28 protein-coding genes are annotated in these 24,901 nt (G+C 64.3%); 11 read left to right on the plus strand and 17 right to left on the minus strand.

What is annotated here, in order from left to right:
- Positions 1-156: 156 nt before the first annotated feature.
- Positions 157-2,046: a glutamine--fructose-6-phosphate transaminase (isomerizing) gene (gene glmS / locus BLT66_RS17255; protein WP_092759375.1), complete on the minus strand. Its 1,890-nt coding sequence runs from the start codon at positions 2,044-2,046 to the stop codon at positions 157-159.
- 137 nt (positions 2,047-2,183) lie between these two features.
- On the opposite strand from glmS, the gene BLT66_RS17260 reads away from it, so the two are divergent.
- The 5 genes from BLT66_RS17260 to glcF all read left to right on the plus strand — a co-directional run bounded on the left by BLT66_RS17260 (position 2,184) and on the right by glcF (position 7,012).
- Positions 2,184-2,672 (plus strand): Lrp/AsnC family transcriptional regulator, encoded by a 489-nt coding sequence (locus BLT66_RS17260; protein WP_092759377.1) that lies wholly within the window; start codon positions 2,184-2,186, stop codon positions 2,670-2,672.
- Positions 2,673-2,792: 120 nt separating this feature from the next.
- On the plus strand, positions 2,793-2,960 hold the full coding sequence (locus BLT66_RS26835; RefSeq protein WP_176955082.1) for a hypothetical protein: 168 nt from the start codon (positions 2,793-2,795) through the stop codon (positions 2,958-2,960).
- Between the two features lie 237 nt (positions 2,961-3,197).
- Positions 3,198-4,691: an FAD-linked oxidase C-terminal domain-containing protein gene (locus BLT66_RS17265; protein ID WP_092759379.1), complete on the plus strand. Its 1,494-nt coding sequence runs from the start codon at positions 3,198-3,200 to the stop codon at positions 4,689-4,691.
- On the plus strand, positions 4,691-5,776 hold the full coding sequence (glcE, locus tag BLT66_RS17270; protein WP_092759381.1) for a glycolate oxidase subunit GlcE: 1,086 nt from the start codon (positions 4,691-4,693) through the stop codon (positions 5,774-5,776). Before BLT66_RS17265 ends, glcE begins: the two co-directional genes overlap by 1 nt.
- 3 nt (positions 5,777-5,779) lie before the next feature.
- Positions 5,780-7,012, plus strand: a complete 1,233-nt coding sequence (gene glcF / locus BLT66_RS17275) for a glycolate oxidase subunit GlcF (RefSeq protein ID WP_092759383.1) — start codon at positions 5,780-5,782, stop codon at positions 7,010-7,012.
- Positions 7,013-7,066: 54 nt separating this feature from the next.
- Here the strand turns inward: glcF and BLT66_RS17280 are convergent, their stop codons facing one another.
- On the minus strand, positions 7,067-7,471 hold the full coding sequence (locus tag BLT66_RS17280) for an OsmC family protein (RefSeq protein WP_092759385.1): 405 nt from the start codon (positions 7,469-7,471) through the stop codon (positions 7,067-7,069).
- 190 nt (positions 7,472-7,661) lie between these two features.
- Here BLT66_RS17280 and rpoH point away from each other — a divergent pair, with 190 nt between their 5' ends.
- Complete coding sequence (gene rpoH / locus BLT66_RS17285) at positions 7,662-8,603, plus strand: RNA polymerase sigma factor RpoH (protein ID WP_092759387.1); 942 nt, start codon at positions 7,662-7,664, stop codon at positions 8,601-8,603.
- A 45-nt stretch (positions 8,604-8,648) separates the two neighbouring features.
- Here rpoH and BLT66_RS17290 read toward each other — a convergent pair whose 3' ends face one another.
- Genes BLT66_RS17290 through BLT66_RS17310 form a run of 5 tightly spaced genes read right to left on the minus strand, consistent with a single transcriptional unit; the run spans position 8,649 to position 12,725 of the window.
- Entirely contained in the window at positions 8,649-9,260 is a 612-nt protein-coding gene (locus BLT66_RS17290) for an SCO family protein (protein ID WP_176955083.1), read from the minus strand.
- Between the two features lie 4 nt (positions 9,261-9,264).
- Positions 9,265-10,176, minus strand: coding sequence for a heme o synthase (gene cyoE / locus BLT66_RS17295; RefSeq protein ID WP_092759389.1), 912 nt, complete (start codon positions 10,174-10,176; stop codon positions 9,265-9,267).
- Positions 10,173-11,318 (minus strand): COX15/CtaA family protein, encoded by a 1,146-nt coding sequence (locus BLT66_RS17300; protein ID WP_369821611.1) that lies wholly within the window; start codon positions 11,316-11,318, stop codon positions 10,173-10,175. The genes cyoE and BLT66_RS17300 overlap by 4 nt, the downstream gene beginning before the upstream one ends.
- A complete protein-coding gene (locus BLT66_RS17305) occupies positions 11,318-12,040 on the minus strand; it encodes a hypothetical protein (RefSeq protein WP_092759393.1) in 723 nt (240 codons plus the stop codon). Before BLT66_RS17305 ends, BLT66_RS17300 begins: the two co-directional genes overlap by 1 nt.
- Positions 11,985-12,725 (minus strand): SURF1 family protein, encoded by a 741-nt coding sequence (locus BLT66_RS17310; protein ID WP_092759395.1) that lies wholly within the window; start codon positions 12,723-12,725, stop codon positions 11,985-11,987. Before BLT66_RS17310 ends, BLT66_RS17305 begins: the two co-directional genes overlap by 56 nt.
- Before the next feature lie 15 nt (positions 12,726-12,740).
- On the opposite strand from BLT66_RS17310, the gene BLT66_RS17315 reads away from it, so the two are divergent.
- Positions 12,741-12,971: a twin transmembrane helix small protein gene (locus BLT66_RS17315; protein ID WP_176955084.1), complete on the plus strand. Its 231-nt coding sequence runs from the start codon at positions 12,741-12,743 to the stop codon at positions 12,969-12,971.
- 65 nt (positions 12,972-13,036) lie between these two features.
- Here the strand turns inward: BLT66_RS17315 and BLT66_RS17320 are convergent, their stop codons facing one another.
- The 8 genes from BLT66_RS17320 to BLT66_RS17350 form a co-directional block, all read right to left on the minus strand.
- Positions 13,037-13,918, minus strand: coding sequence for a cytochrome c oxidase subunit 3 (locus BLT66_RS17320; RefSeq protein ID WP_092759399.1), 882 nt, complete (start codon positions 13,916-13,918; stop codon positions 13,037-13,039).
- A 53-nt stretch (positions 13,919-13,971) separates the two neighbouring features.
- Positions 13,972-14,136 carry a DUF2970 domain-containing protein gene (locus BLT66_RS17325; RefSeq protein ID WP_369821612.1) on the minus strand — a complete coding sequence of 55 codons (165 nt, stop codon included), beginning with the start codon at positions 14,134-14,136 and terminating at the stop codon, positions 13,972-13,974.
- 32 nt (positions 14,137-14,168) lie between these two features.
- Entirely contained in the window at positions 14,169-14,789 is a 621-nt protein-coding gene (locus tag BLT66_RS17330; protein ID WP_092759403.1) for a cytochrome c oxidase assembly protein, read from the minus strand.
- Between the two features lie 16 nt (positions 14,790-14,805).
- A complete protein-coding gene (locus BLT66_RS26970) occupies positions 14,806-14,922 on the minus strand; it encodes a cytochrome oxidase small assembly protein (protein ID WP_218922625.1) in 117 nt (38 codons plus the stop codon).
- A 9-nt stretch (positions 14,923-14,931) separates the two neighbouring features.
- The gene (ctaD, locus tag BLT66_RS17335; protein WP_092759405.1) at positions 14,932-16,557 is read right to left on the minus strand and encodes a cytochrome c oxidase subunit I; all 1,626 of its coding nucleotides are present in this window, start codon (positions 16,555-16,557) and stop codon (positions 14,932-14,934) included.
- Between the two features lie 37 nt (positions 16,558-16,594).
- Positions 16,595-17,782, minus strand: coding sequence for a cytochrome c oxidase subunit II (gene coxB, locus BLT66_RS17340; RefSeq protein WP_092759407.1), 1,188 nt, complete (start codon positions 17,780-17,782; stop codon positions 16,595-16,597).
- 70 nt (positions 17,783-17,852) lie between these two features.
- A complete protein-coding gene (locus BLT66_RS17345; RefSeq protein ID WP_092759905.1) occupies positions 17,853-18,329 on the minus strand; it encodes a DUF2244 domain-containing protein in 477 nt (158 codons plus the stop codon).
- 141 nt (positions 18,330-18,470) lie between these two features.
- Positions 18,471-19,376 (minus strand): class I SAM-dependent methyltransferase, encoded by a 906-nt coding sequence (locus BLT66_RS17350; RefSeq protein WP_092759409.1) that lies wholly within the window; start codon positions 19,374-19,376, stop codon positions 18,471-18,473.
- A 28-nt stretch (positions 19,377-19,404) separates the two neighbouring features.
- Between BLT66_RS17350 and BLT66_RS17355 the strand changes: the two genes are divergently transcribed.
- On the plus strand, positions 19,405-20,106 hold the full coding sequence (locus tag BLT66_RS17355; protein WP_092759411.1) for a ComF family protein: 702 nt from the start codon (positions 19,405-19,407) through the stop codon (positions 20,104-20,106).
- Here the strand turns inward: BLT66_RS17355 and BLT66_RS17360 are convergent.
- Entirely contained in the window at positions 20,103-21,020 is a 918-nt protein-coding gene (locus BLT66_RS17360; RefSeq protein ID WP_092759413.1) for a LysR substrate-binding domain-containing protein, read from the minus strand. The two genes, BLT66_RS17355 and BLT66_RS17360, sit on opposite strands and share 4 nt — an antisense overlap.
- 107 nt (positions 21,021-21,127) lie before the next feature.
- On the opposite strand from BLT66_RS17360, the gene BLT66_RS17365 reads away from it, so the two are divergent.
- From BLT66_RS17365 to BLT66_RS17375, 3 genes are read left to right on the plus strand one after another with little or no spacing between them, the layout of a single operon-like run.
- Positions 21,128-22,177, plus strand: coding sequence for a zinc-dependent alcohol dehydrogenase (locus BLT66_RS17365; RefSeq protein WP_092759907.1), 1,050 nt, complete (start codon positions 21,128-21,130; stop codon positions 22,175-22,177).
- Positions 22,177-22,902: a DUF4286 family protein gene (locus tag BLT66_RS17370; protein ID WP_092759415.1), complete on the plus strand. Its 726-nt coding sequence runs from the start codon at positions 22,177-22,179 to the stop codon at positions 22,900-22,902. The genes BLT66_RS17365 and BLT66_RS17370 overlap by 1 nt, the downstream gene beginning before the upstream one ends.
- Positions 22,899-23,873 carry a Bug family tripartite tricarboxylate transporter substrate binding protein gene (locus tag BLT66_RS17375; protein ID WP_092759417.1) on the plus strand — a complete coding sequence of 325 codons (975 nt, stop codon included), beginning with the start codon at positions 22,899-22,901 and terminating at the stop codon, positions 23,871-23,873. Before BLT66_RS17370 ends, BLT66_RS17375 begins: the two co-directional genes overlap by 4 nt.
- Here BLT66_RS17375 and ltaE read toward each other — a convergent pair.
- Entirely contained in the window at positions 23,870-24,895 is a 1,026-nt protein-coding gene (ltaE, locus tag BLT66_RS17380; protein ID WP_092759419.1) for a low-specificity L-threonine aldolase, read from the minus strand. The two genes, BLT66_RS17375 and ltaE, sit on opposite strands and share 4 nt — an antisense overlap.
- Positions 24,896-24,901: the final 6 nt, after the last annotated feature.

Consider the following 24,901-nt stretch of genomic DNA (forward strand, 5'->3'; position numbering starts at 1 on the left):
CCCCGTGGATTTCAAGCTGAGAAAAGAGTCATTCTTTTCTTGAGGTCGTAGACGCCACCCCTTCGGTGTCTACGACTTTATTGCGTTGCCTACGACTTCATTGCGCTGTCTACGACTTTATTGGCAAAGAACATCTAGTATGGTCGGCGACAACATTTACTCCACAGTGACGCTCTTCGCCAAGTTCCGAGGCTTATCCACATCCGTCCCCCGCGCACATGCGGTGTGGTACGCCAGCAATTGCAGCGGCACCACGTGCAGCAGGGGTGACAGCGCGCCGTAGTGTTCGGGCATGCGGATCACGTGCAGGCCTTCGCCGCTGGTGATATGGGAATCGGCATCGGCCAGCACATACAGCACACCGCCGCGCGCGCGGACTTCTTGCAGATTGCTTTTCAGCTTCTCGATCAGGGTGTCGTTGGGTGCCACGGCCACCACCGGCATCTCGCTGGTAACCAGGGCCAGCGGACCGTGCTTCAACTCGCCAGCGGCGTAGGCTTCGGCGTGGATGTAGGTGATTTCCTTGAGCTTGAGCGCGCCTTCCAGCGCGATCGGGTAGTGCAGGCCGCGGCCCAGGAACAGTGCGTTTTCCTTGGGCGCAAAGTCTTCGGCCCAGGCGATGATTTGCGGCTCCAGCGCCAGCACGGCTTGCAGGGCGGCGGGCAGGTGGCGCATGGCTTTGAGGTGACCGGCTTCTTCTTCGGCGGTCAGGCGGCCCTTGGTTTTGGCCAACGCCAGCGTCAGCAGGAACAGACCTCCCAGCTGGGTGGTGAAGGCTTTGGTGGAGGCCACTCCAATCTCCACACCGGCGCGTGTGATGTAGGCCAGGCTGCACTCGCGCACCATGGCCGAGGTCGACACATTGCAGACAGTCAGCGTGTTTGGCATGCCCAGGCTTTGGGCGTGGCGCAAGGCAGCCAGGGTATCGGCGGTTTCACCGGACTGGGTGATAGTGACCACCAGTGTCTTGGGGTTGGGCACCGAGTCGCGGTAGCGGTATTCGCTGGCGATCTCGACTTGGGTCGGTATCTTGGCGATGCTCTCCAGCCAGTATTTGGCGGTGCAGCCGCTGTAGTAGCTGGTGCCGCAGGCCAGTATCAGCACCGAGTCGATCTCGGCAAACACTTTGTCGGCAGCGCCGCCTTCGGGGTTGTTCGGGCCGTCGAACAGGCCGGGCACGATGGCGGTCACGCCTTCCAGCGTGTCGCCGATGGCGCGCGGCTGCTCAAAAATTTCCTTCTGCATGTAATGGCGGTACGGGCCTAACTCGGCCGCGCCGCTGTGGGCGTGCACGGTCTTGACCACACGGGTCACCGGCTTATGGGCCTTGTCGACGATCCAGTACTTGCCCATCTGCACATCGACCACGTCGCCCTCTTCCAGGTAGACGATCTGGTCGGTCACGCCGGCCAGGGCCATGGCATCGCTGGCCAGAAAGGTTTCGCCCTGACCCACGCCCAGGATCAGCGGTGAACCGGCGCGCGCACCGATCACGCGGTGCGGTTCGTCCTTGCAGAACACCGCAATCGCATAGCCGCCACGCAGCTGCAGCACGGTGGCCTTGACGGCTTCAAACAGGTCACCGTTGTACAAGCTGTCAACCAGGTGGGCGATAACTTCGGTATCGGTCTGGCTGCTGAACACATAGCCCTTGGCCTGCAGCTGGGCACGCAGCTCGTCGTGGTTTTCGATGATGCCGTTGTGCACCAGGGCGATACGGCCGGCGCGCTCTGCCGCGTCCGCGCCCGGGCCGTGGCTGAAATGCGGGTGCGCGTTGTGCACGGCCGGCGCGCCATGGGTGGCCCAGCGGGTGTGGGCGATGCCAGTGCCGCTCTCCAGCTTGTCTTCACTCACCTGTGTCATCAGCTCGGCCACGCGCGAGGTGCTACGGGCGCGGCGCAGGGCGCCGGTGTGCTGTGCGTCCGGCCCGTTAGCCTGGATGGCCACCCCGCAGGAGTCGTAACCCCGGTACTCCAGCCGCTGCAGGCCCTGGACCAGGATGGGAACGATATTGCGGGTAGAGACTGCGCCGACGATGCCACACATAGAAAACTCCGGAGGGGTTGTTTGTGCCCGGATGTTAAGCCTGTGATTCTCGCAAAGTGCTTCAATATTTCACACTATTTGAAATATTATTTCTTTGAAAAAATACCAAGAAATAATATTTCACTTAAAGTAAATATATGGAACAAATAGATCTCGATGCTACCGACCTGCGCCTGCTCACCCAGCTGCAGCACGACGCCTCCCTCAGCAACCAGGCGCTGGCCGAGCTGGTCCATGTGTCGGCGCCCACCTGCTTGCGGCGGGTCAAACGGCTGGTCGATGCGGGCCTGATCGAGCGGCAGATTGCCGTACTCAACGCCGACAAACTGGCCGAAAAACAAGGCCACGGCCTGACCGCCATCGTAGAAATCACCCTGGACCGGCAGGACGAAGAACGGCTGGCCGCGTTCGAGCTGCGGGTGGCCGGCGACGACGCGGTCCAGCAGTGTTACCGCGTGTCACCGGGGCCGGACTTTTGCCTGGTGGTGTTTGCGCGCGACATGCCCGGCTACCTGGCGCTGGCGCAACGGCTCTTCACCAGCGACGCCAATGTGCGCAACGTCAAGGCCTTCTTCAGCCTGAAACGCGCCAAGTTTGCCCCCTTCGTGCCCGTACTGCCTGGGTAAACAAGGACTTACATCTACATTGAGACGAGTCAGCTTGTATGCATTTACATTACCCGGAAGATGACTCAGTACAAAACAATTTACAAATGCGGTAGATGTGGGGCGACCAGTTACCAACCCGTGATCGGTCGTGATGCCACCGGCGCATTGATGCCCACCGGGGTCTACCGCTGCACCGGCTGCCGCGTCACGTTTACCGACGCCCGCGACTGGTGGGGCCACCCCGGCGCCAGCACGGCCGCGCCCGCAGCGCCCAGTGCGCAGGCCAGCGCATCCAACGGCAGCTGATTCGGGCTTGCTCTGCTTTTTGCAGTAAAAACTACGTATAAAAACAGCGGCTAGCGCATATATATTCTGCGGGAGCAGCTAGCAATTCAGGAGTAAAAAGCTGGATATGCATGCTCCGGCTTGGTGGGGCTCAGCCAAGACAGTGGCGTAGATTTCTGCACGCAACGGCACCGGAAATTTCAAGCTCGGTCGCGCCGCCAGCTGCTTATAGTGGGAGATTCGCCGCTCTGCCCCACGATGAACACTGCCCATACCGAAGACCGCCCGCAGCTGCTGGCCCGCCGCGCCGAGGTCGCCGCCGCCTTGGCCGCCGCCCTGCCCCGCCACGCCATCCTGTCACGCCCGGAGGACACCACGCCCTACGAGTGCGATGGCCTGACCGCCTACCGCGCCCAGCCGCTGGTCGTGGTGCTGCCAGAGACCGAAGCCCAAGTCGCCGCGGTGCTCAAAATCTGCCACGCGCTGCAGGTGCCCATCGTGGCCCGCGGCGCCGGCACCGGCCTGTCCGGCGGCGCCATGCCGCACCGCCTGGGCGTGACCTTGTCGCTGGCCAAGTTCAACCGCATCCTGCAGATCGACCCGTTGGCTTGTACCGCCCGCGTGCAGTGCGGCGTGCGCAACCTGGCCATCAGCGAAGCCGCCGCGCCCCACGGCCTGTACTACGCGCCCGACCCCAGCAGCCAGATCGCCTGCACCATAGGCGGCAACGTGGCCGAGAACTCGGGTGGCGTGCACTGCCTGAAATACGGTCTGACCCTGCACAACGTGCTGCGGGTACGCGGCTACACAGTGGAAGGCGAAGAAGTGGAGTTCGGCTCCGAAGCCCTGGACACGCCCGGCCTGGACCTGCTGCCTCTGATCATCGGCAGTGAAGGCATGCTGGCCGTGACGGTTGAAGTCACCGTCAAGCTGGTCCCCAAGCCGCAGCTGGCGCGCTGCGTGATGGCCAGCTTTGCCGATGTCGAGTCGGCCGGCAATGCGGTGGCGGCGGTGATTGCCGCCGGCATCATCCCCGCCGGGCTGGAGCTGATGGACAAGCGCATGACCGCCGCCGTAGAAGACTTCGTCCACGCCGGCTATGACCTGGACGCCGCCGCCATCCTGCTCTGCGAAAGCGACGGCACGCCCGAAGAGGTGGAAGAAGAAATCGCCCGCATGGAGGCCGTGCTGCAGGCCAACGGCGCCACCCGCTGCACCATCAGCCGGGACGAAGCCCAGCGCCTGAAGTTCTGGAGCGGCCGCAAGAACGCCTTCCCCGCGTCCGGCCGCATCAGCCCCGACTACATGTGCATGGACTCGACCATCCCGCGCAAGAAGCTGGCCGAGATCCTGCGCGCCATCGAGGCCATGGAGGCGCAGTACGGCCTGGCCTGCGCCAATGTGTTCCACGCGGGCGACGGCAATCTGCACCCGCTGATCCTGTTCGATGCCAACGACCCCGACCAGATGCACCGCTGCGAACTGTTTGGCGCCGACATCCTGGAAACCAGCGTGCGCCTGGGCGGCACCGTCACCGGCGAGCATGGCGTGGGCGTAGAGAAGCTGAATTCCATGTGCGTGCAGTTCAGCGCGCCCGAGCGCGAGCAGATGTTTGCCGTCAAGCGCGCCTTCGACCCAGCCGAGCTGCTGAACCCCGGCAAAGTCATCCCCAGCCTGCAGCGCTGCGCCGAATACGGCAAGCTGACCGTGCTGCGCGGCATGCTGCCCTTCCCCCACTTGCCCCGATTCTGATGAACACCCCAGACCCCGTTTTAAAGCGCCTGATCGACCAGGTGCGCGGCGCCCACAAGCCGCTCGACATCCAGGCCGGCAACACCAAGCGCTTCTACGGCGAGATGCCGCACGGCGATGTGCTGGACCTGCGGCCGCTGGGCGGCATCAGCAGCTACGAACCCAGCGAGCTGGTGGTCACGGTGCGCGCCGGCACGCCGCTGGCCGAGCTGGAAGCCGTGCTGGCAGATAAAGGCCAGTGCCTGCCGTTCGAGCCGCCGCGCTTCGCCGCCGGTGGTACGGTCGGCGGCATGGTGGCGGCCGGCCTCAGCGGCCCGTCGCGCGCCAGCGTGGGCACGGTGCGCGACTACGTGCTGGGCACCACCTTGCTGAACGGCCAGGGTGAGGTACTGAGTTTTGGCGGCCAGGTGATCAAGAACGTGGCCGGCTACGACGTGTCGCGGGTCATGGCCGGCTCGCTGGGTGTGTTGGGCGTGATCTGCGAGATATCGCTGAAGGTGCTGCCCAGCGCGCAGGCCAGCGCCACCCTGGTGTTTGCCATGGACCAGGCCCAGGCACTGCAACAACTGAACGCCTGGACTGGCCAGCCGCTGCCCATCAACGCCAGCGCCTGGTACCACGGCCAGCTGCATCTGCGGTTGGCCGGCGCCCAGGCGGCGGTGCGGGCCGCCTGCAGCAAGCTCGGCGGCAGCCTGGTCGAGCCCGAAATCGCCGCGAGCTGGTGGGACAGCGTGCGCGACCACCAGCATGCGTTCTTCCACTTCGACAGCAGCCAGCTGGCCCGCGGCGAAACCCTGTGGCGCCTCTCGGTACCGGCCACCGCAGCCGCGCTGGACCTGCCGGGCAACCTGTTGATCGAATGGGGCGGCGCCCAGCGCTGGCTGCGCGGCCATGTGCCGGCCAAGCAGGTGCGCGCCGCTGCCGCCCAGGCCGGCGGCCACGCCACGCTGTTCCGCGCCGCAGCGCCGCGCAGCGAGGTATTCACACCGCTGTCGGCCCCGCTGCTGCGCATCCAGAAGGCCTTGAAGCACGCATTCGACCCCAAGGGCCTGTTCAACCCCGGCCGCCTGTACCGCGATTTCTGAACCATGCAAACCCACCTCGCCCCCGAATTCCAGCACACCGCCGACGGCCAAGCCGCCGAGGCGATTCTGCGCAAATGCGTGCACTGCGGCTTCTGCACCGCCACCTGCCCCACCTACCAGCTGCTGGGCGACGAGCTGGACGGTCCACGCGGCCGCATCTACCTGATGAAGCAGGTTCTGGAGGGTGCCGAAGTCACGCGCAGCACCCAGCAGCACCTGGACCGCTGCCTGACCTGCCGCAACTGCGAATCCACCTGCCCCAGCGGCGTGGAATACGGCGCGCTGGTCGACATAGGCCGGCGCATCGTGGACGCGCGGGTGGAGCGCCCGGCCAGCGAAAAGGCCGCCCGCTGGCTGCTGAAGGAAGGCCTGACCTCGCCCCTGTTCGCCCCGGCGATGCAGGTCGGCCAGGCGCTGCGCCCGCTGCTGCCCAAGACACTGAAGAACAAGGTACCGGCCGCCACGCCCGCCAAGCCCTGGCCGAGCCGGGAACACGCGCGCAAGGTGCTGATGCTGACCGGCTGCGTGCAGCCAGCCATGATGCCGAACATCAACAGTGCCACCGCCCGGGTGCTGGACGCCGCCGGCATCCAGACCCTGGTGGCCGCCAGCGCCGGTTGCTGCGGCGCGCTGCGCAGCCACCTGGGCGACCACGAGGGCGGCCTGGCCGACATGCGCCGCAATATCGACGCCTGGTGGCCGCTGGTCGAGGCGAACGCGGTCGAAGCCATCGTGATGAATGCCTCCGGCTGTGGAGTCATGGTCAAGGACTACGGCCACGCGCTGGCCGCCGACCCGGCTTATGCGGCCAAGGCGGCCCGCATCAGCGCCCTGACCCGCGACCTCAGCGAGTTGCTGCCCGAGCTGGTGGAGAAGCTGCGCGACAAGGTCCGGCCCGGCGCCGCCAGCCACTTGGCCTTTCACCCACCCTGCACGCTGCAGCACGGCCAGCAGCTGCGCGGCGGCGTCGAGACGCATCTGGGGGCGCTGGGTTTCAAGGTACAGGTGGCCGGCAGTGAAAGCCATCTGTGCTGCGGCTCGGCCGGTACCTATTCGGTACTGCAGCCGAAGTTGGCCTACCAGCTGCGCGACCGCAAGCTGCACAACCTGGAACCGCTGGGCGCGCAGACCATCGTCTCGGCCAACATCGGCTGCATCCAGCATCTGCAGAGCGGAACGGCCACGCCGGTCAAGCACTGGGTGGAAGTGCTGGACGCCGCCATGATTTATGCATAAAATAGGCCTCTAGCGCTTATAACAACTGCGCCAGCAGCTACAAAAACAATAGTATCAATCGGCCAACGTTGTGGCGACGCTGATTTCGCCGGTCAGCACCCGATGAATAGGGCACTTGTTGGCAATCTCCAGCAGCTTGGTCCGGTCTTCTGGCGTGATATCACCCTCGATATGTAAATTGCGCTGCAGCTCGTAACGGACCTTGCCGTCCTCGGTCTTGCCTTCGGTGTGGCTGATCTCCACGCGCAGGCCGGTGACGGCCATTTTGCGGCGACGGATGTACAGCTCCAGGGTCAGCGTGGTGCAGGCCGCCAGCGCCGAGTCGAGCAAATCATGCGGATCGGGCGCCAAATCGTCCGAGCCCAGGGTTTTGTCCACGTCGGCGCTCCAGGCATGGCGGCCGTTACTCAGGCTTGTCAAGGCGCCGTGGGCGCGGTGCAGGCGGGCTTGGATGGGCATGGAATTCCTCAAAAATGCTAGAAAACACACTGTAGCCCACGCGGATGGCCCGGCCAGGCACTAGCAGGAACTTGTAGGCCCATAGCCGACTCCTACCAACACCCTTGGCACAGTAGGCTTGAACTGGCCGGGTCTTAGCACTCTTCTTTATAGAGTGCTAATATTCAAGCTTAGAGAAAAGGAATCTGGTATGAATATTCAAACTGGAACGATGTCTACAGCGCTTGCCGCTCCGAATCCTTGGTCGCTGGTGCCGCCGCTTGGCAACCTCGACGCATATATTTCCGCGGTCAACCGCATGCCCATGCTCACGCTGGAGCAAGAGCAGCAGTTTGCCCGCCAACTCAAGAACGACAACGATGTGGACGCCGCCGGTAAGCTGGTGATGTCGCATCTGCGCCTGGTGGTCTCCGTGGCCCGCCAATACCTGGGCTATGGCCTGCCGCACGGCGACCTGATCCAGGAAGGCAATGTCGGCCTGATGAAGGCCGTGAAGCGCTTCGACCCCGACCAAGGCGTACGCCTGGTCAGCTATGCGCTGCACTGGATCAAGGCCGAAATGCATGAGTACATCCTGAAGAACTGCCGCATGGTCAAGGTGGCTACCACCAAGGCCCAGCGCAAGCTGTTCTTTAACCTGCGGTCCATGAAGCAAGGTTTCAAGTCCGATTCGGCGGCCATTGACGGTGACACCCACCGCGATACGCTGAGCGCGGCAGAAATCGACTCCATGGCGACCCAACTGAAGGTCAAGCGCGAAGACGTGATCGAGATGGAAACCCGCTTGTCGGGCGGCGACGTGATGCTGGACCCAGGCCCATCCGACGACGGCGAAGACAGCTTTGGCCCCATCGCCTACCTGGCCGACACCCACCAGGAGCCTACCGCCCTGCTGGAAGCCCGTGCCCGCGACACCATGGCCAGCGACGGCATCCGCACCGCTCTGGACGGCCTGGACGACCGCAGCCGCCGCATCGTGGAAGAGCGCTGGCTGAAGGTGCAGGACGACGGCTCTGGTGGCATGACGCTGCACGAGCTGGCAGCCGACTACGGCGTCAGTGCCGAGCGGATCCGCCAGATCGAAACTGCCGCCATGAAGAAAATGAAGAAGGCGCTGACCGACTACGCATGAGTGGACGGTACGCAGCTATGAAAAAGGGACCTCGCGGTCCCTTTTTTACGTCTTCTGTTTGAGCAGCAGCTTCAGATCGCCGGCCAACGCCGGTGCGCCGCTGCCGTAGCGCGCGTACAGGCGCAGCCGGCCCTGGGTGTCGTAAACATAGCTGCCGGCCGAGTGGTCCATGGTGTAGCTGGTGGGCGTACTGCCGTCGACCTTCTTGTAGTAGACCTTGTAGTCCTTGGCCAGGGCCGCCAGCTGCTCGGGCGTGGGCACCAGGGCCAGAAAGCTGGGGTCGAAGTTGCCCATGTAGGCCTTCAGGATCTCCGGCGTGTCGCGCTGCGGGTCGACGGTGATGAAGATGCCTTGCAGCTTGTCGCCATCGGCTCCCAGGGTCTTCTTGACCTCGGCCAGCTCGGCCATCGAGGTGGGGCAGACATCCGGGCACTGGGTGTAGCCAAAGAACACCACCACCAGCTTGCCAGCAAAGTCCTTCAGGCTGCGCGGCTGGCCGTTGTGGTCGCTAAGCTGGAAATCCTTGGCGTAGTCGGCGCCGGTGACGTCCACCGCGGCAAACTTGGGCGTCGGCTCGGAACAGGCAACAAACAGGCCGCTGGCGCTTATAACTAATGCGCTAGCAGCTATTTTTTTAATAGCATCACGTTTATGCATGGGATCAGATCAGGTAGTGGTCGACCAGCAGCGCGGCAAACAGCACGCTCAGGTGGATGAGTGAAAAGCGGAAGGTCTTGCGCGCCAGCGCGTCCGAATAGTTGCGCCACAGCGCAAAGCCGTAGCCGCAGAAGCCGATGCTCAAGGCAATCGCCACGACCAGATACAGCCAGGAGCTCATGCCGTAAATGAAGGGCATCAGGCAGGCGGCAAACAGCACCAGGGTGTACAGCAGCACCTGCAGCCGGGTGAATTCGTTGCCGTGGGTCACGGGCAGCATGGGCAGGCCGGACTTGCGGTAGTCCTCGACCCGGTACAGCGCCAGCGCCCAGAAGTGCGGCGGGGTCCACAGGAAGATGATCAGGAACAGGATCAAGGCCTCGGGCGCCACATCGCCAGTCATCGCGGCCCAACCGAGCACCGGCGGCATGGCGCCAGAAGCGCCGCCGATCACGATGTTCTGCGGCGTCAGCGGCTTGAGGATCACGGTATAGACCACGGCGTAGCCGACAAAGGTGGCAAAGGTCAGCCACATGGTCAGCGGGTTCACCCACACATACAGCAGCACCGAGCCGGCCGTGCACAGCAAGCCGGAGAACAGCAGGGTCTGCCAGTCCTGCAGCTCCTGCCGCGCCGTGGGCCGCCAGGAGGTGCGCTTCATCTTGGCGTCAATGCCCTTCTCGACCAGGCAGTTGAAGGCGGCGGCCGCGCCGGCCACCAGCCAGATGCCCAAGCAGGCGATCAGCCCCAGGCGCACCTCGGCCCAGCTGGGTACGCCGGGCACGGCCAGCACCATGCCGATCAGTGCGCAGAACACGATGAGCTGGATCACGCGCGGCTTGGTCAGCGCATTGAACTGGCGCAGGCGCGACGGCATGGACGTAGTCGGGGGGGAGAGGGATTCAACAACACTCATGCGGACAATCTCGGTCTAGAAGAGGGACGGGCGCGGCGCTGGGCGCAGACCGTCCAGGTCATCACCACTACCAGCGCAGCCGCGCCACCGGTATGGGATACGGCAGCCAGCAGCGGCCAGCCCAGCACCACATTGCTCAGGCCGGTAGCGAACTGTAATAGCGTCAAGGCGGCCAGCCAGCGGGCCTGGCGCCGGGTGGCCGGGTGGCGGTGCAAACGCCAGGCCAAAGCCAACAGCGCCAGCAGCACCACGTAGGCGACCAGGCGATGGCTGTAGTGGATGGTGGTCAGCGCGGCAAAACCCAAATAGCTGCCGTCCTGCAACTGGCCCAGCGGGCGCCAGATCTGGAACGCCTGACGGAAGTCCATCACCGGCCACCAGCTGTTCTGGCACAGCGGAAAGGTGTCGCAGGCCAGCACCGCGTAATTGGTACTCACCCAACCGCCCAGCACAATCTGTAGCGTCAGCAGTGCGAACACCACCAGCACCCAGCGGCGGACCGTTGGTGACATTTGCAGCGCCGCGTGTTCACGCCCCCAGCGCGAATAGCCCACGGCCTGGGCGCAGAGCAAGGCCAGCAGCACCAGGCCGCCGATCAGGTGCAAAGTCACGATGGCAGGGAACAGCTTCATGGTGACCGTCAGCGCGCCAAAAGCGCCCTGCAGGCAGACCCACACCAGGGTGGCGGTGGGCCACCAGGGATTCACCGGGATATCGGCCAGGCCGCGTTTGCGCGCCCACCAGCTGCCCACGGTCAGGGTCAAAATCAACACGCCAACGGCAGTTGCCAGATAGCGGTGCACCATCTCCACCCAGGCCTTGCTGTGGGTGACCGGGCCGCTCGGCATGGTGGTCTGTGCATGGGTGATTTCGGCGACCGCCCCCAGCGGGCTGGCGTTGCCGTAGCAGCCCGGCCAATCAGGGCAGCCCAGGCCGGAGTCGGTCAGCCGGGTGAAGGCGCCGAACAGCACCAGGTCAAAGGTCAAAAACAGGGTCAACACCGTCAGCGCCTGCAAGCGGCGCGGGGTAGACGCCTTGGCGTTGCGCAGCCAGACCCAGGCCAGCGGGCCCAAGGCAATCACCGCGCCCACCAGCATCATCTGCAGCGCGGGCGACAGGTCGTACAAGGCTTGTGGTTCCATCAGCGGCCTGCTTCATCCCACGACGATGAGGCGCGCAGCAGCCGGTCCATGTCGCGCTTGGCACTGGCGGCATTGGCCAGGTCCAGCTGGGCTGGGAAGCGCAGCATCCAGTTGCCGATCGGATCCACCACGTACAAATGGTCTTGCAGCAGTTGGCCGACGGCCGGCGACAGCCATTCCGAAAGCTGCAGCTCGCCGACGCGCAGCACGGTCGCGCCTTTCAGGGCCGGGCGCAGGGCTTCGGGGATGGGCGCGTCGTCGGTGACCAGCCAGACCCAGTCGACGCGGTCTTTTTCCTTGCCCAGGGTTTCCCGCAGCTGGCGCTGCAAGTACAGGTGCTTCTGGCAGGCATCGTCACAGGCGCCACCGGCCGCGCTGACCAGCAGCCACTGGCCTTTGAGGCTGCGCAGATTGCCCGGCGTACCGTCCACGCCCACCACGGCCTGGTCGGGCAAGGGGCGCTGCGGGTCCACCAGCTCGCCAAAATTGCGGCGACCTTCGGGGCGCACCACGTAGTAGGTGAAATACGAGGCGATCACCGGCGCGGCGCAGGTCAGCAGCACGGCCAGCATCTTCCAGCGCCCCAGCACGGTACGGCGGGCCGACCCATCCACAGCCTCCTGGGGCGTGGGCAGGGAATGCACGGTCAAACCCAGGGGGTGGTCGTCAAGACTGCCGTTTTGGCGGAAGGAAGAAGCGTCGGACAATTTGGAACCAGACATAAAGAATTGCGATCAGGGCGCTGAGCCCAAACCATTGGAATGCGTAGCCATAGTGTTTTTCCACACCGGTATTGGCGGGAGGCCAATCGCGCTGGAGAGGGTTGCCGGAGGCGCTCACAGCAGGCCCGGTTTGCAGCACCGACAGGGGTAGCAAGGCCAGGCCCGTCTCCGCAGCAAAAGCCGCCAGGTCGAGATTTTGCCGGATGGGGCCTTGCTCGGCGGCCTGGAACGCATAAAGTTTGGACGGTGGCGGGGCCATACGCCCTTGCACTTCGACCAGACCGGCAGGGCTTTCGACCTTCGGCAGCTGGGTTCGGTCCAGAAAATTGCGCGCCACCCAGCCCCGCTGCACCAGAATTACCGACTGGCTGTCCGCCAGCTGCAAAGGCGTGACCACAAAGAAGCCGGTCTGCCCGTGCATCTGGCGGTTGTCCAGAAAAACGGTGCGCTGCGGCAGCCAGCGGCCCTGCAAACGCACCTGGCGGTGTACCAGATCGTCCGGCGGAGTCGTCCCCAGCAGGTCTGCCGGGCCGATGGGCGGGCGCAGATGCTGGGATTCGATGGCCGCATGCAAGGCTTCCTTCTGCGCGGCGCGTGATAGCTGCCAGCGGCCTAGGGAGAAAGTCAGGGCTACGCCCAGCAGCGCAGCTACTGTCAACAGGCCAAAACGGGTTTTCGGGCTCACAGGATAATGCCGTCCATGACCTACCTCGCCCTCGCCGCTTTTGCGGCCATACTCGCCAGCCTTGGCGCCGCCCTGTACTTCATGCTGAAGGGCGGCAAGTCCGACACCGACAGCGCACCCCAGGCCGGGCGCATGGCCAAGGCGCTGGCATTTCGGATCGGGTTTTCGGTATTGCTGTTCATCTGCATTCTGGTGGGCTGGAAACTCGGCTATTTGCATCCCACAGGCATCCCTGCAGGCAAGTAAACAGCGACTCACAATAAAAAAGCGCCAACAGGCGCTTTTTTATGGGCGAATTTTGCACTACGCCATCACATCCAGTACACGATGACGTAGAGGCCCAGCCAGACCACGTCGACAAAGTGCCAATACCAGGCAGCGCCTTCAAAACCAAAATGCTTGCTGGGGGTGAAGTGACCCTTCATCAAACGCAGGGTGATGAAGAGCAGCATCAGCATGCCGACCAGCACATGGAAGCCGTGGAAGCCGGTCAGCATGTAGAAGGTGGAACCGTAAACACCCGAGCTCAGCTTCAGGTTCATTTCGCTGTAAGCGTGGGCGTATTCATAGCCTTGGACGAACAAGAACACCGTACCCAGCAAAACCGTCACCCACATGAAGGCGATGGTCTTGCCGCGTTCACCCTTGACCAGCGCGTGGTGGGCAATGGTCAGCGTCACGCCCGAGCTCAGCAGCAATCCGGTATTGATGGTGGGCAACCAGAACGGCGTCATGGTGGTGAACGGCTCGATGATGTTTGCAGGCGAAGCCGTCACACCGGCCGCCAGACTAGGCCAGACCGCTTTGAAATCCGGCCAGAGCAAGGCGTTTTCCAAGCTGCCCAGGGCTGGCACGGAGTGCGCACGCGCCCACCACAGAGCGGTGAAGAACGCGCCGAAGAACATCACCTCGGAGAAGATGAACCAGCTCATGCTCCAGCGGTATGACAGGTCGATCTTGTAGCTGTACAGACCGCCTTCGCTTTCGTTGATGGCATCGCGGAACCACTGGAACAGCACGCCCCACCAGAACAGCATGCCGAAAGCCAACGAGTACTTGCCCCAGTCGGCACCATTGACCCACTGGCCGGCACCCAGGATGACGAAGAACAAACCCAATGCGGCCATGGCCGGATGGCGCGATGGGCCAGGTACAAAATAGTACGGTGTCGCAGCGTGTGCAGTTGAACTCATTTCAGCTCCTTACTCTCTTCTCATTTTCTTGAACCCAACATGGCAAAAACAGCTCACTTTGCCACCACCCAATTAACAAAAACAACCAAACCCAGCACGATCAGCAGTACCGCCACCAGGCCGACTGCAATCACATGCAGCGGGCTGATCTTGGCCAGGTCGTCCTCAAAACCACTACGCTTGCGGATACCCACAAACGACCAGGCAACGGCTTTCACCGTGCGTAGAAACGAACTTTTAGCCGGCGTACTCATGACCCCTGGCCGGTGCTGACCAGACGCCCCGCATCGACCGTAGAGGTCGGCGCCGGCGGCGTCTTGCCGCCCACTTCAAAGAAGGTGTACGACAAGGTAATCGTCGTCACGTCTTTCGACAGCTTGGGATCGATCACGAAGGCCACCGGCCATTGTTTCTTCTCGCCTGGGTCCAGCGTGTACTGGTTAAAGCAAAAGCATTCCAGCTTGTTGAAATGCGCCTGCGCCTGGCGCGGTGCATAGCTGGGAATCGCCTGCGCGGCCATGCGCCGGTTCTGCGTATTTTGGAATTCGTACATCACCGTGGTCAGCTCGCCGGGATGCACTTGCACAGAGCTTTTGGCGGGCTTGAACTCCCACGGCCCACGCGCATTGGCGTCGAACTCCACCGTGATGGTGCGGCTCATGTCAACCTGCGTATTCGCGGGCAGCTTGGCATCCACGCCAGCCGAACCTACACCCGGAACCTGGCGCTCGGCCAGCGCCAGAATGTTGATACCGGTCATTTCGCAGATGGCCTTGTACAGCGGCACCAGTGCGTAGCCAAAGGCGAACATGCCAAAGGCCACGACGGCCAGCTTGCCCACCATTTTGATATTTTCGCTGCGCACTTGCATGAAGACTAGAACCGGCTCAGTGCCGGCTCAGCACAACCATCTTGACCAGGAATCCGATAAAAAAAGCCACTGCGACCGACGCCAGAATCAGGCCGGTACGCAGATTGTTTTTCTTTTGGGCGGGCGTCAGCATAGCCGCGCCTTAGCCGATGACACGGGTGGCCGTGCTATCCAGCTTGGGAGGTGTCTCGAAGGTGTGGAAAGGCGCAGGAGATGGGACTTCCCACTCCAGGCCTTCGGCAGCTTCCCAGGGCTTGGCAGAGGCTTTTTCGCCCTTGCCGCGCATTGCGGGTACCACGATGAACAGGAAGAAATACACCTGGGCAATACCGAAGGCGAATGCGCCCACCGATGCGATCGCATTGAAGTCGGCGAACTGCATGGGGTAGTCGGCATAGCGGCGTGGCATACCGGCCAAGCCCAGGAAGTGCATCGGGAAGAAGGTCACGTTGAAAGCAATCAGCGACCACCAGAAATGGATCTTGCCGCGGGTTTCGCTGTACATCACACCGGTCCACTTGGGGCACCAGTAGTAGAAGCCGGCAAACATCGCGTACAAGGAGCCGGCGACCAGCACGTAGTGGAAATGCGCCACCACGTAGTAGGTGTCCTGCAGCTGGATGTCGATAGGCGCCACGGCCAGGATCAGACCGGTGAATCCACCCATGGTGAACACGAAGATGAAGCCCACGGCGAACAGCATCGGGGTTTCAAAGGTCATCGAACCCTGCCACATGGTGGCGATCCAATTGAAGATCTTCACGGCGGTAGGCACGGCGATCAGCATGGTCGCGTACATGAAGAACAGCTGGCCCGTCACCGGCATGCCGGTGGTGAACATGTGGTGCGCCCAGACGATGAAGGACAGGATGGCGATGGACGAGGTGGCGTACACCATCGACGCATAGCCGAACAGCTTCTTGCGCGCAAACGCCGGCACGATGTGGCTGATGATGCCGAAGGCCGGCAAGATCATGATGTACACCTCGGGGTGACCGAAGAACCAGAAAATATGCTGGTACATCACCGGGTCGCCGCCACCGGCGGGGTTGAAGAAGCTGGTACCAAAGTGGCGGTCGGTCAGCGTCATGGTGATGGCACCAGCCAGCACGGGCATCACGGCGATCAGCAGGTAGGCGGTGATCAGCCAGGTCCAGCAGAACATCGGCATTTTCATCAAGGTCATGCCAGGCGCGCGCATGTTCAGGATGGTCACGATGATGTTGATCGAACCCATGATCGACGAGGCGCCCAGGATGTGCATCGCGAAAATGCCGGCATCCATGGACGGGCCCATTTGCAGCGTCAGCGGTGCGTACAGCGTCCAGCCGGCAGCGGGTGCGCCACCAGGCATGAAGAACGAGGACACCAGCATCAGCGCCGCAGGAATCATCAGCCAGAAGCTGAAGTTGTTCATGCGGGCAAAAGCCATGTCGGACGCGCCAATCTGCAGCGGAATCATCCAGTTCGCAAAGCCCACGAAGGCCGGCATGATGGCACCGAACACCATGATCAGGCCGTGCATGGTGGTCAGAGAGTTGAACAGCTCAGGGTTGATCAGCTGCAGGCCTGGCTGGAACAGCTCGGCGCGGATCAACAGCGCCAAGATGCCTCCGACCATCAGCATGGTGAAGCTGAACAGCAGGTACAAGGTACCGATGTCCTTGTGGTTGGTGGCAAACACCCAGCGGCGCCAGCCGGTGGGGGCGTGGTGGTCATGCCCATCGTGCGCGTGGTCGTGATCGTGGGGATGGAGAACTGCACTCATCTTTATTCCTAGGGGATCTGTACGTTACGAGGTCAGCTTACTTGCCGCGCTGGGCCAAGACATCGGCCGGCTGCACCAGCTGACCGGTCTTGTTCGACCAGTTGTTCTTGGTGTAGCTGATCACCGACGCAATATCGGTATCGCTCAGCTGCTTCCATGCGGGCATGGCACCGTTGTTCTGACCATTCAGCAATACATGGATCTGCTTGTTCTTGTCGGCATCCAGCACGGTAGCCGAGCCATCCAGCGGCTTGATCGGGCCAGCGCCCTTGCCGTTGGCCTGGTGGCAGGCCGCGCAGTTGGCGGCATAGACCTTTTCACCGCGCTTCAGGATGTCGTCCAGGGTCCAGACCTTGGTTGGATCGTCCAACTTGGCGGCCATCTTCTTCTTTTCGCCTTCGACCCACTTGGAATAGTCTTCTGCCGACACCACTTTCACGTGGATGGGCATGTAGGCATGCTCTTTACCGCATAGCTCGGCGCATTGGCCGTAGTAGCTACCCACTTTTTCAGCGCGGAACCAGGTGTCGCGCACAAAACCAGGAATCGCATCTTGCTTGATACCGAAGGCCGGCACCATGAAAGCGTGGATCACGTCGTCGGCGGTAGTGATGATGCGGATCTTCTTGTTGACCGGCACCACCAGGGCGTTGTCGACCTTCAGCAGGTAGTCATCGACCACTTCGCCGGCCTTGGGGCCGCCGCTATTGGACATGGCGCGCTGGCTGCTGTCGAGGGTGGACACAAAGCCAATGCCTTCGCCTTCGCCCTTGATGTAGTCGTAACCCCATTTCCACTGCATGCCCGTGGCCTTGATGGTCAGGTCGGCGTTGGTGGTGTCTTTCATGGCGACCACGACCTTGGTCGCGGGCAAGGCCATCAGAATCACGATCACGAACGGAACAATCGTCCAGATCACTTCGACGGTGACGGACTCATGGAAGTTGGCCGCCTTGTAGCCCTTGGACTTGCGGTGCTTCCAGATGGAATAGAACATCACACTGAACACCGCCAGAAAGATGACGGTACAGACGATCAGCATGAACCAGTGCAGCGACTGCTGCTCGGCGGCGATTTTGGTGACGGCCGGTGGCAGATTCAGCTGCCGTACGGCAGGGCCTCCGGGAAGATCATTGACGGCATGCGCCGCGGTGCTGAGCCATGCGCCCGCCCAAACGCCAAGCGCGGGCAGCAGTGAAGCCAATTTGTTAGGAATCATCTTCATCGTTTTCACTTATTCAACACCTCAATTGAACCAATCTTGCCGTGCCATCCAGTGCGCCCATGGACACGCGCTACGCACTGCGCAACGCCATTCGGATTTCACGTGCCAAAGCCGACCGTAGCTCTGGACTCACATACCGTCCTACCTCGACTGACCGCCCCTGGCCCGACACCTCGATCAACGACCGGTCGCCGGTCTTGGGCTCGATACGAACCCACTCACGGCGAAACTCGGCCCGCTCCAGGTGCCCGCCGTTTTCCAGCTCGACCACCAGCTGCATACCTTGCAGCGAAATTCTTTCGCCGTCACTCGCGTGGCGGGCGTAGACCAGGAAGGCAGTGCCTACCGCCGCCAACTCCAGCCAGGCAAACGCCAACACCAAAGTCGCACCCTGGGCCCAGAAAAACGTCGCAATAGCGAGAGACACCACACAGATCGATGCATACATCCAACCCAACTGGGCCGGCGTGACCGAGCAGTTGCGCTTCAGAAACCAGTGGATGTTCTGGCCCGAAACTGTGGCGAAGCGAAATACCAGGTTCGACACGAATGGCACTCACAAAATTCAGCACACCAGCCAACGCGCTTGTCGCCTACCGATCTGCCTTACTGCGTGGGGAGATACCCATATGTTTTTCTAACCGCGAATTGTAGCCGGGCTTTACCGCGCGTTTACCCCTAAAGACTGTCAAACACCGCCCTGTTTACCCCGCTGCAGCATGTCCCGCATGTCGCGCAACGATACCGCGCTGTGGGCGCTGACGCGCAGCTTGGGCTGGGGCTTGAGCGCATGGCCGTAAATCAGTTCAAAGGTCAGCGGCAGGCGCCCGTTTTCCGCGGCATCGGCCAATTGCGTGGCCAGTGCCTGCTCCAGCTGCGCCCGCCACTGCCGACCGCGCAGACCCGCAAAACGCTGCGGATGCAGATTGCGGCCGACTTCGCGCAGGTCTTGCAGCAGCCGCGCGGGGCTCTCGTAGGTCAGGCGGATGCGCTCCATGTCCATCACCGGCTCGGCAAACCCCGCATGCACCAGCATGTCGCCCCAGTCGTGCATATCGGTGAACTGGTGGCCGGGCAGCGGCCAGCCCTGGGCCTGGTAGACGCCGCGCAGCTCCTGCACCGTGTCCGGCCCCAGACAAGAGAACATCAGGAACCCGTCCACCGCCAGCGCCCGGTGCCACTGGGCGATCAGCGCCTGCGGATCGGCCGCCGAATGCAGCAGCATGTTCGCCCACAGCATCTGCACGCTGCCGTCGGGCGGCAGTTGAGCGTGCTGGGCAGCAGCACTCCAGCGGCCCGGGCTCCACCACGGCTTTGCTACAGATTGAATAGCTACCTGCGCTTGTTCTGCATGCGCTTCAACCACATAACACTCGGAATTTGGATAGCGCGCCGTGAGCTTGGCATGGGCTTCCAGGCCGCCGCGCACCGGCTCCCAATGCGCCCAGGCCTGGGGCTGCAGCTTGATCCACTGCAGGCGGTCCTCCATGCGGCGGGCGACTTCTTCGTGCAGCCAGGGCGAGGTGGTGGTGCGTAACTGGGCCCAGCGGGCAGCCGCTGGCGGGTCGATAGTGGGGGGGAGTTCGGTCGTCATGGGTTGAGCCCACGAGTATATTGAGCCCATGTTCCGCGCGCTCTTGCACAAGGCGACAACCCTGCTGCCCAGCCAGTGCGCGGTCTGCCGTGCCTGGCCGAGCCAGCCGGTGTGCGGCGCCTGCGTGAGCCGCTTCGCCCAGCCGGTGCCGCGCTGCCGCACCTGTGCCCTGCCCTTGCCCGATGGCGTAGCGCAATGCGGTACCTGTTTGTTGAACCCACCGGCACTTGACGCCTGCTTTGCCGCCGTGGCCTATGCCTACCCCTGGTCGCAATGCATCGCCCAGTACAAGTTCCGCCAGCAGGTCGGCTGGGCCGCCACCCTGGCCGAGCTGCTGCGGCACAGCCCCTGGGTCGAGCCGGCGCTGGAGCAATGCGACGCCGTGCTGCCCATGCCTTTGTCACCCGAACGGCTGCGCGAACGCGGCTACAACCAGGCGCTGGAGCTGGCCCGCCAGCTGGCGCCGCACAAAACCCAGGCCCAGCTACTGCTGCGCACCCGGCATACAGCGCCCCAGCCCAGCTTGAAGCGGGCCGAACGCCTGTGCAATGTGCAGGGCGCGTTTGCCGTCGAGCCACTGCAGGCCGCCAGTCTGCGCGGCCAGCGCCTGGTGCTGGTCGACGACGTGATGACCAGTGGCGCATCCCTGTTTGCCGCTGCCGCCGTGCTGCGCCAGGCCGGTGCCGCCCACATCACCGGCCTGGTGGTGGCGCGTACCCCGGCGGACTAAGCCGGTAAGCGCTGGCCCAACAGCTGCAGCTCTTGCACGGCCAACGCCAGCACCGCCGCCGCGCCCTCGGTCTGCAGCCAGGCCTTGCGGCACACCACGGCCAGGCGACTGGTGTAGCCGGAAGCCGCCAGCTGCCGGAACACCACCTGTGAATGGGCCAGCACCGCCAGCGAGGCCGGCACGATCGCCACCCCCAGGCCGCTACCCACCAGGGCCAGCACGCTGATGAACTGCCCGGCCTCATGTCGCATATGCGGGCTGAAACCGGCTTCCATGCACAGCGCCACCGTGCGGTCGAAGTAGGCCGGGTCCTGGTAGCGCGAGAACGCCACAAACTCCGCATGCGCCACCTGCTTCAGCGCCACCACGCCCGGCTCCGCCGCCAGCGGATGCTGCGCGGGCAGGGCCAGGCAGTACGGGTCGGTGATCTGCGCGGCCATGTGCACATAGGCGTCGTCCTGCAGCGGCTCGGCCGGCCGGGCCAGGCCGATGTCGATTTCATCGTTCTGCATAGCCTTGAGTTGCTGCGAACTGATCATCTCGCGCACCTGCAGCTGGGTGCCCATGCCGGCCTGCTGCAGGCGCTGCAACAGGCCCGGCAGCAGCGAATGCGTGGCCGACGGCACCAGGCCGATGCGCACGCTGCGCTCCTGCACGCCATGGGCGCGCGCATGCACAGTGGCCTGCTGCACCCGCGCCAGGATCGCCCGCGCGTCCTCCAGAAACGCCGTGCCCGCCGCCGTCAGCTGCACGCCGCGCGGCACGCGCACCAGCAGCGGCGCGCCCACCTCTTCCTCCAGCTGGCGGATCTGGGTGGACAGTGCGGGCTGCGCAATGAACAGCTTTTGCGCCGCCCGGCTCACATTGCCCTGCTCGGCCACCGCCACGAAATACCTGAGATGCCGTAGTTCCATCGCCGCTCCCATCTATAACTTTCAAGTATGCCGCACATACTCCATCGGTCTTGGACGTATGGCACAGCCGCCGGCACACTGCCAGCCATCCCCACCAAGGCATGACCATGCAAGCACTGCAAAAAACCCATACCGGCCCCGGCCTGGAACTCCAGACCGTCGACGCGCCCCCCGCCCCCGGCCCGCACGAAGTGCTGCTCCGGGTGCAGGCCGCTGGCGTCTGCGGCACCGACCTGCACATCGATGCCTGGACCGCCAGCTACCACTTCCTGGCCGCGGCCCTGCCGGTCACCGTAGGCCATGAGTTCAGTGGCGAGGTCGCGGCCTGTGGCAGCGCGGTCACCGGTTTGCCGCCCGGCACCCGGGTGGCGGTGCGACCGTCCACCGTCTGCGGCCAATGCCCGGCCTGCCAAAAGAGCGACTTCGACGCCTGCACCCGGCGGCGCGGCATAGGCGTGCTGCGCGATGGCGGCTTTGCGCCCTGGGTCGTGGTGCCGGCGCGCAACTGCGTGGCTGTGCCCGCCGAGGTGCCCGCCGATGTGGCGGCGCTGGCCGAGCCGCTGACCGTCAGCCACGAAGCCGTGCGCATGGGCGGCGTGCAGGCCGGCGACCGGGTGCTGGTGCTGGGGCCGGGCAATATCGGCCAGGGCATCGCCTTGTTCGCCCGCGCGGCCGGAGCCGCCCAGGTGGTGGTGGCCGGCTATGACGATGCCGCGCGCTTCGACGTGTTGCGGACCATGGGCTTTACCGACCTGCTGGACTTTGCCGAGCAGCCCATGGCCCAGGCGCTGGCGCCCTACCTGACCCAGGGCAAATTCGACGTGGTGATCGAGGCCACCGGCGCTGCCGCCGTGATCAACCCCGCACTGGCTGCACTCAAGACCCATGGCGTGCTGGTGATCACCGGCATCCACGCCCAGCCGGTGCCCATCGACCTGACGGCCCTGGTACGCAACCACCAGCAGCTGCGCGGCAGCTACCGCGCGCCCGAGGCGCATTGGCCGCTGGTGATGGACTTCATGCGCGAACACCACGCCCTGCTGCAGCACATGATCACCCACCGCTTCCCGCTGGCGCAGGCGCTGGACGGCTTTGCGCTGGCGCACAACAAGGCCGCCACCAAGGTGCTGATCCAGCCGCAGGCCGAGGTAGTGTGATGCAAGCCTTTCTGGCGCTGTGGAACAGCGTGGCCCCCGAGGTGCAGGACGAGTACGAGGCCTGGCACAGCCTGGAGCACGTGCCCGAGCGCACCGCCCTGCCCGGCTTTGTCGAAACCTGGCGCTACCGTGCGCTGCACGACCCGCTGCGCTACTTCACCTGCTATGCGCTGGACAGCCTGGCCGCGCTGGACACGCCCGGCTACCGCGACGTGATGGCCCAGCCCAGTCCCTGGTCGGCCCGCATGCGCCCGGCGCTGCGCGACTTTCTGCGCCTGCCGTGCACGCTGCGCGGTGCGGTCGGCGTATCCAGCGCGAGCCAGTTGGTTGTCACGGTACTCGACATTGCTCCTGAAAACATAGCTGCCTGCGCAAGCAGAATAAGCGCCAGAGCCCTGAACCACCACGTAGTCTGTGCCCACTGGGGCCAGCTGGCCGACATGGGCGCCTACCCGGTGGCCGGCCTGGGCAACCAGGCCTCCAACGCCCTGGCCCAGGGCGCGCACCGCCATGTGCTGATGCTGCAAGGCGTGGACCCGGCCCGGCTGCTGGAGCAAGCCGAGCAGCTTCGCGCCGAGCTCGCGCCCTACAGCAGCACGGTCATCGCCCCCGAGGCCTTCGGCCTGCTCAGCCACACCCGCCACGACGCGCTGGACACGGCCACCCGGCTGGCACCGCGCATGGACTTATTCGCACAATTCCACCCCACAGGAGACACAACATGAACAAACGCAGATTCCTCCACACCGCCCTCGCGCTGGCCAGCGGCCTGGCTCTGCAGGCCCAGGCGGCAGAGGCCTGGCCCAGCAAGCCGCTGCGCATCATCGTCGGCTACCCCAGCGGCTCCTCGCCCGACATCCAGGCCCGCATGCTGGCCGAGCCGCTGTCCAAGGCCCTGGGCCAGGCGGTGGTGGTGGAAAACAAGCCCGGCGCCAGCGGCAACATCGGCGCCGATGCGCTGGCCAAGGCCGACGACGGCCACACCATAGGCGTGATCGGCAACGGGCCGCTGACCAGCTCGCCGTTTCTCTACGCCAAGCTGCCGTACCAACCGCAAAAAGACTTTGCCCCCATCGCCCTGATCGGCAGCGCACCCCTGGTCTGGGTGGTGCCCAAGGCCGAATACCCGGGCAACACCGCCGCCTACCTGAAGGCCGTGCACGCCGATGGCGACCGCCTGGCCTACGGCTCGATAGGCCCGGGCTCGGGCGGGCACCTGGGCATGGAGCTGGTGAAGCAGGCGCTGGGCTTCAAGGCGCTGCACGTGCCGTTCAACGGCGGCCCGCCGATCCTGAACGCGATGATGGGCGGCCAGGTGCAGCTGACCCTGCTGCCCGCGGCCACCGTGATGCCGCTGGTGCAGGCCGGCAAGCTGGCCGCCGTGGCCGTCACCTCGGCGCAGCGCAGCCCGCTGGCGCCGGAGCTGCCCAGCATGGACGAGCTGGGCGCGAAAGGCGTGAACATCGAAGTCTGGAACGCGGTGATGGCCCCGGCCCGCATGCCCGCCGCCCACCAGGCGCGGCTGGCCAGCGAACTGGCCAAGATCCTCGGCAACCGCGAGATCCGGCAAAAGCTGCTGCTGCAGGGCTGGAAGGACCAGGACCCGTCGCCCGCCGCGCTGACCCAGCGCATCCAGGCCGACACCGCCGTCTACCGCAACCTGATCGCCCAAAAGGGCATCAAGATCGACGGCTAGAAGAAGGAGCGGATGGTCTGGGCCACGCGCCGCACATCGGCCTCGCTTACGTCCAGATGCGTGACCAGGCGCAGCGTGTAGCGGCCGGATGCCAGCACCTGCTGCGCCTGCAGATGGGCCATGAAGCCATCGGCCTGCTCGGGCGCGATCTGCAGGAACAGCATATTCGTCGGCCCCAGGTCGACCCGCAGCCCCGGCACGCCGGCCAGCAGCTCGGCCAGCAAGCGGGCGTTCGCATGGTCGTCGGCCAGACGCGCCACGTTGTGCTCCAGCGCATACAGGCCGGCCGCGGCCAGCACACCGGCCTGGCGCATGCCGCCGCCCAGCATCTTGCGCCAGCGCCGCGCCTGGTCGATCAGGCTCTGGCTGCCCAGCAGCACCGAACCAACGGGCGCGCCCAGGCCCTTGCTCAGGCAGATGCTGACCGAGTCGAAGCCAGCGACCAGCCGGCGCTCGGCCTGCGCCAGCGACTCGCCGGGTCGCTGCGAGGCCACGGCCGCATTGAAGAAGCGCGCGCCGTCCAGATGGCATTGCAGCCCCCGGCCATGGGCCAGTGCGGTGGCGGCTTCCACATAGTCTTGCGGCAGCACCTTGCCGCCAATCGTGTTCTCCAGCGCCAGCAAACGCGTGCGCGCATGGTGGAAGTCATCCGCCTTGATGGCCGCGGCGATGCGCTCCAGCGGCAGCGAGCCATCGGCCGCGTGGTCCAGCGGCTGGGGCTGGATGCTGGCCAGCACGGCGGCGCCACCGGCCTCCCATTTGTAGCAATGCGCCTCCTGGCCGACGATGTACTCGTCGCCGCGCTGGCAATGCGCCATCAGCGCCAGCAGGTTGCTCTGGGTGCCGCTGGGGCAGAACAGGCCGGCGGCAAAACCCAGGTGCTCGGCCAGCGTGGCCTGCAGCCGGTTCACCGTGGGGTCGTCGCCATACACGTCGTCGCCCAGCGGGGCGGCGGCCATGGCGGCTTGCATGGCGGGGCTGGGGCGGGTCACGGTGTCGCTGCGCAGGTCGATGGTTTTCATGGAAAA

Source organism: Rhodoferax sp. OV413 (genome assembly GCF_900104385.1).
Classification (GTDB): Bacteria; Pseudomonadota; Gammaproteobacteria; order Burkholderiales; family Burkholderiaceae_C; genus Rhodoferax_B.

What these genes read in the sequence shown, in the direction of transcription:
- glmS (WP_092759375.1), bottom strand. Translation starts at nt 2,046, where the DNA reads ATGTGTGGCATCGTCGGCGCAGTCTCTACCCGCAATATCGTTCCCATC.
- BLT66_RS17260 (WP_092759377.1), top strand. Translation starts at nt 2,184, where the DNA reads ATGGAACAAATAGATCTCGATGCTACCGACCTGCGCCTGCTCACCCAG.
- BLT66_RS17265 (WP_092759379.1), top strand. Translation starts at nt 3,198, where the DNA reads ATGAACACTGCCCATACCGAAGACCGCCCGCAGCTGCTGGCCCGCCGC.
- glcE (WP_092759381.1), top strand. Translation starts at nt 4,691, where the DNA reads ATGAACACCCCAGACCCCGTTTTAAAGCGCCTGATCGACCAGGTGCGC.
- glcF (WP_092759383.1), top strand. Translation starts at nt 5,780, where the DNA reads ATGCAAACCCACCTCGCCCCCGAATTCCAGCACACCGCCGACGGCCAA.
- BLT66_RS17280 (WP_092759385.1), bottom strand. Translation starts at nt 7,471, where the DNA reads ATGCCCATCCAAGCCCGCCTGCACCGCGCCCACGGCGCCTTGACAAGC.
- rpoH (WP_092759387.1), top strand. Translation starts at nt 7,662, where the DNA reads ATGAATATTCAAACTGGAACGATGTCTACAGCGCTTGCCGCTCCGAAT.
- BLT66_RS17290 (WP_176955083.1), bottom strand. Translation starts at nt 9,260, where the DNA reads ATGCATAAACGTGATGCTATTAAAAAAATAGCTGCTAGCGCATTAGTT.
- cyoE (WP_092759389.1), bottom strand. Translation starts at nt 10,176, where the DNA reads ATGAGTGTTGTTGAATCCCTCTCCCCCCCGACTACGTCCATGCCGTCG.
- BLT66_RS17300 (WP_369821611.1), bottom strand. Translation starts at nt 11,318, where the DNA reads ATGGAACCACAAGCCTTGTACGACCTGTCGCCCGCGCTGCAGATGATG.
- BLT66_RS17305 (WP_092759393.1), bottom strand. Translation starts at nt 12,040, where the DNA reads ATGTCTGGTTCCAAATTGTCCGACGCTTCTTCCTTCCGCCAAAACGGC.
- BLT66_RS17315 (WP_176955084.1), top strand. Translation starts at nt 12,741, where the DNA reads ATGACCTACCTCGCCCTCGCCGCTTTTGCGGCCATACTCGCCAGCCTT.
- BLT66_RS17320 (WP_092759399.1), bottom strand. Translation starts at nt 13,918, where the DNA reads ATGAGTTCAACTGCACACGCTGCGACACCGTACTATTTTGTACCTGGC.
- BLT66_RS17330 (WP_092759403.1), bottom strand. Translation starts at nt 14,789, where the DNA reads ATGCAAGTGCGCAGCGAAAATATCAAAATGGTGGGCAAGCTGGCCGTC.
- BLT66_RS26970 (WP_218922625.1), bottom strand. Translation starts at nt 14,922, where the DNA reads ATGCTGACGCCCGCCCAAAAGAAAAACAATCTGCGTACCGGCCTGATT.
- ctaD (WP_092759405.1), bottom strand. Translation starts at nt 16,557, where the DNA reads ATGAGTGCAGTTCTCCATCCCCACGATCACGACCACGCGCACGATGGG.
- coxB (WP_092759407.1), bottom strand. Translation starts at nt 17,782, where the DNA reads ATGAAGATGATTCCTAACAAATTGGCTTCACTGCTGCCCGCGCTTGGC.
- BLT66_RS17350 (WP_092759409.1), bottom strand. Translation starts at nt 19,376, where the DNA reads ATGACGACCGAACTCCCCCCCACTATCGACCCGCCAGCGGCTGCCCGC.
- BLT66_RS17355 (WP_092759411.1), top strand. Translation starts at nt 19,405, where the DNA reads ATGTTCCGCGCGCTCTTGCACAAGGCGACAACCCTGCTGCCCAGCCAG.
- BLT66_RS17360 (WP_092759413.1), bottom strand. Translation starts at nt 21,020, where the DNA reads ATGGAACTACGGCATCTCAGGTATTTCGTGGCGGTGGCCGAGCAGGGC.
- BLT66_RS17365 (WP_092759907.1), top strand. Translation starts at nt 21,128, where the DNA reads ATGCAAGCACTGCAAAAAACCCATACCGGCCCCGGCCTGGAACTCCAG.
- BLT66_RS17370 (WP_092759415.1), top strand. Translation starts at nt 22,177, where the DNA reads ATGCAAGCCTTTCTGGCGCTGTGGAACAGCGTGGCCCCCGAGGTGCAG.
- BLT66_RS17375 (WP_092759417.1), top strand. Translation starts at nt 22,899, where the DNA reads ATGAACAAACGCAGATTCCTCCACACCGCCCTCGCGCTGGCCAGCGGC.
- ltaE (WP_092759419.1), bottom strand. Translation starts at nt 24,895, where the DNA reads ATGAAAACCATCGACCTGCGCAGCGACACCGTGACCCGCCCCAGCCCC.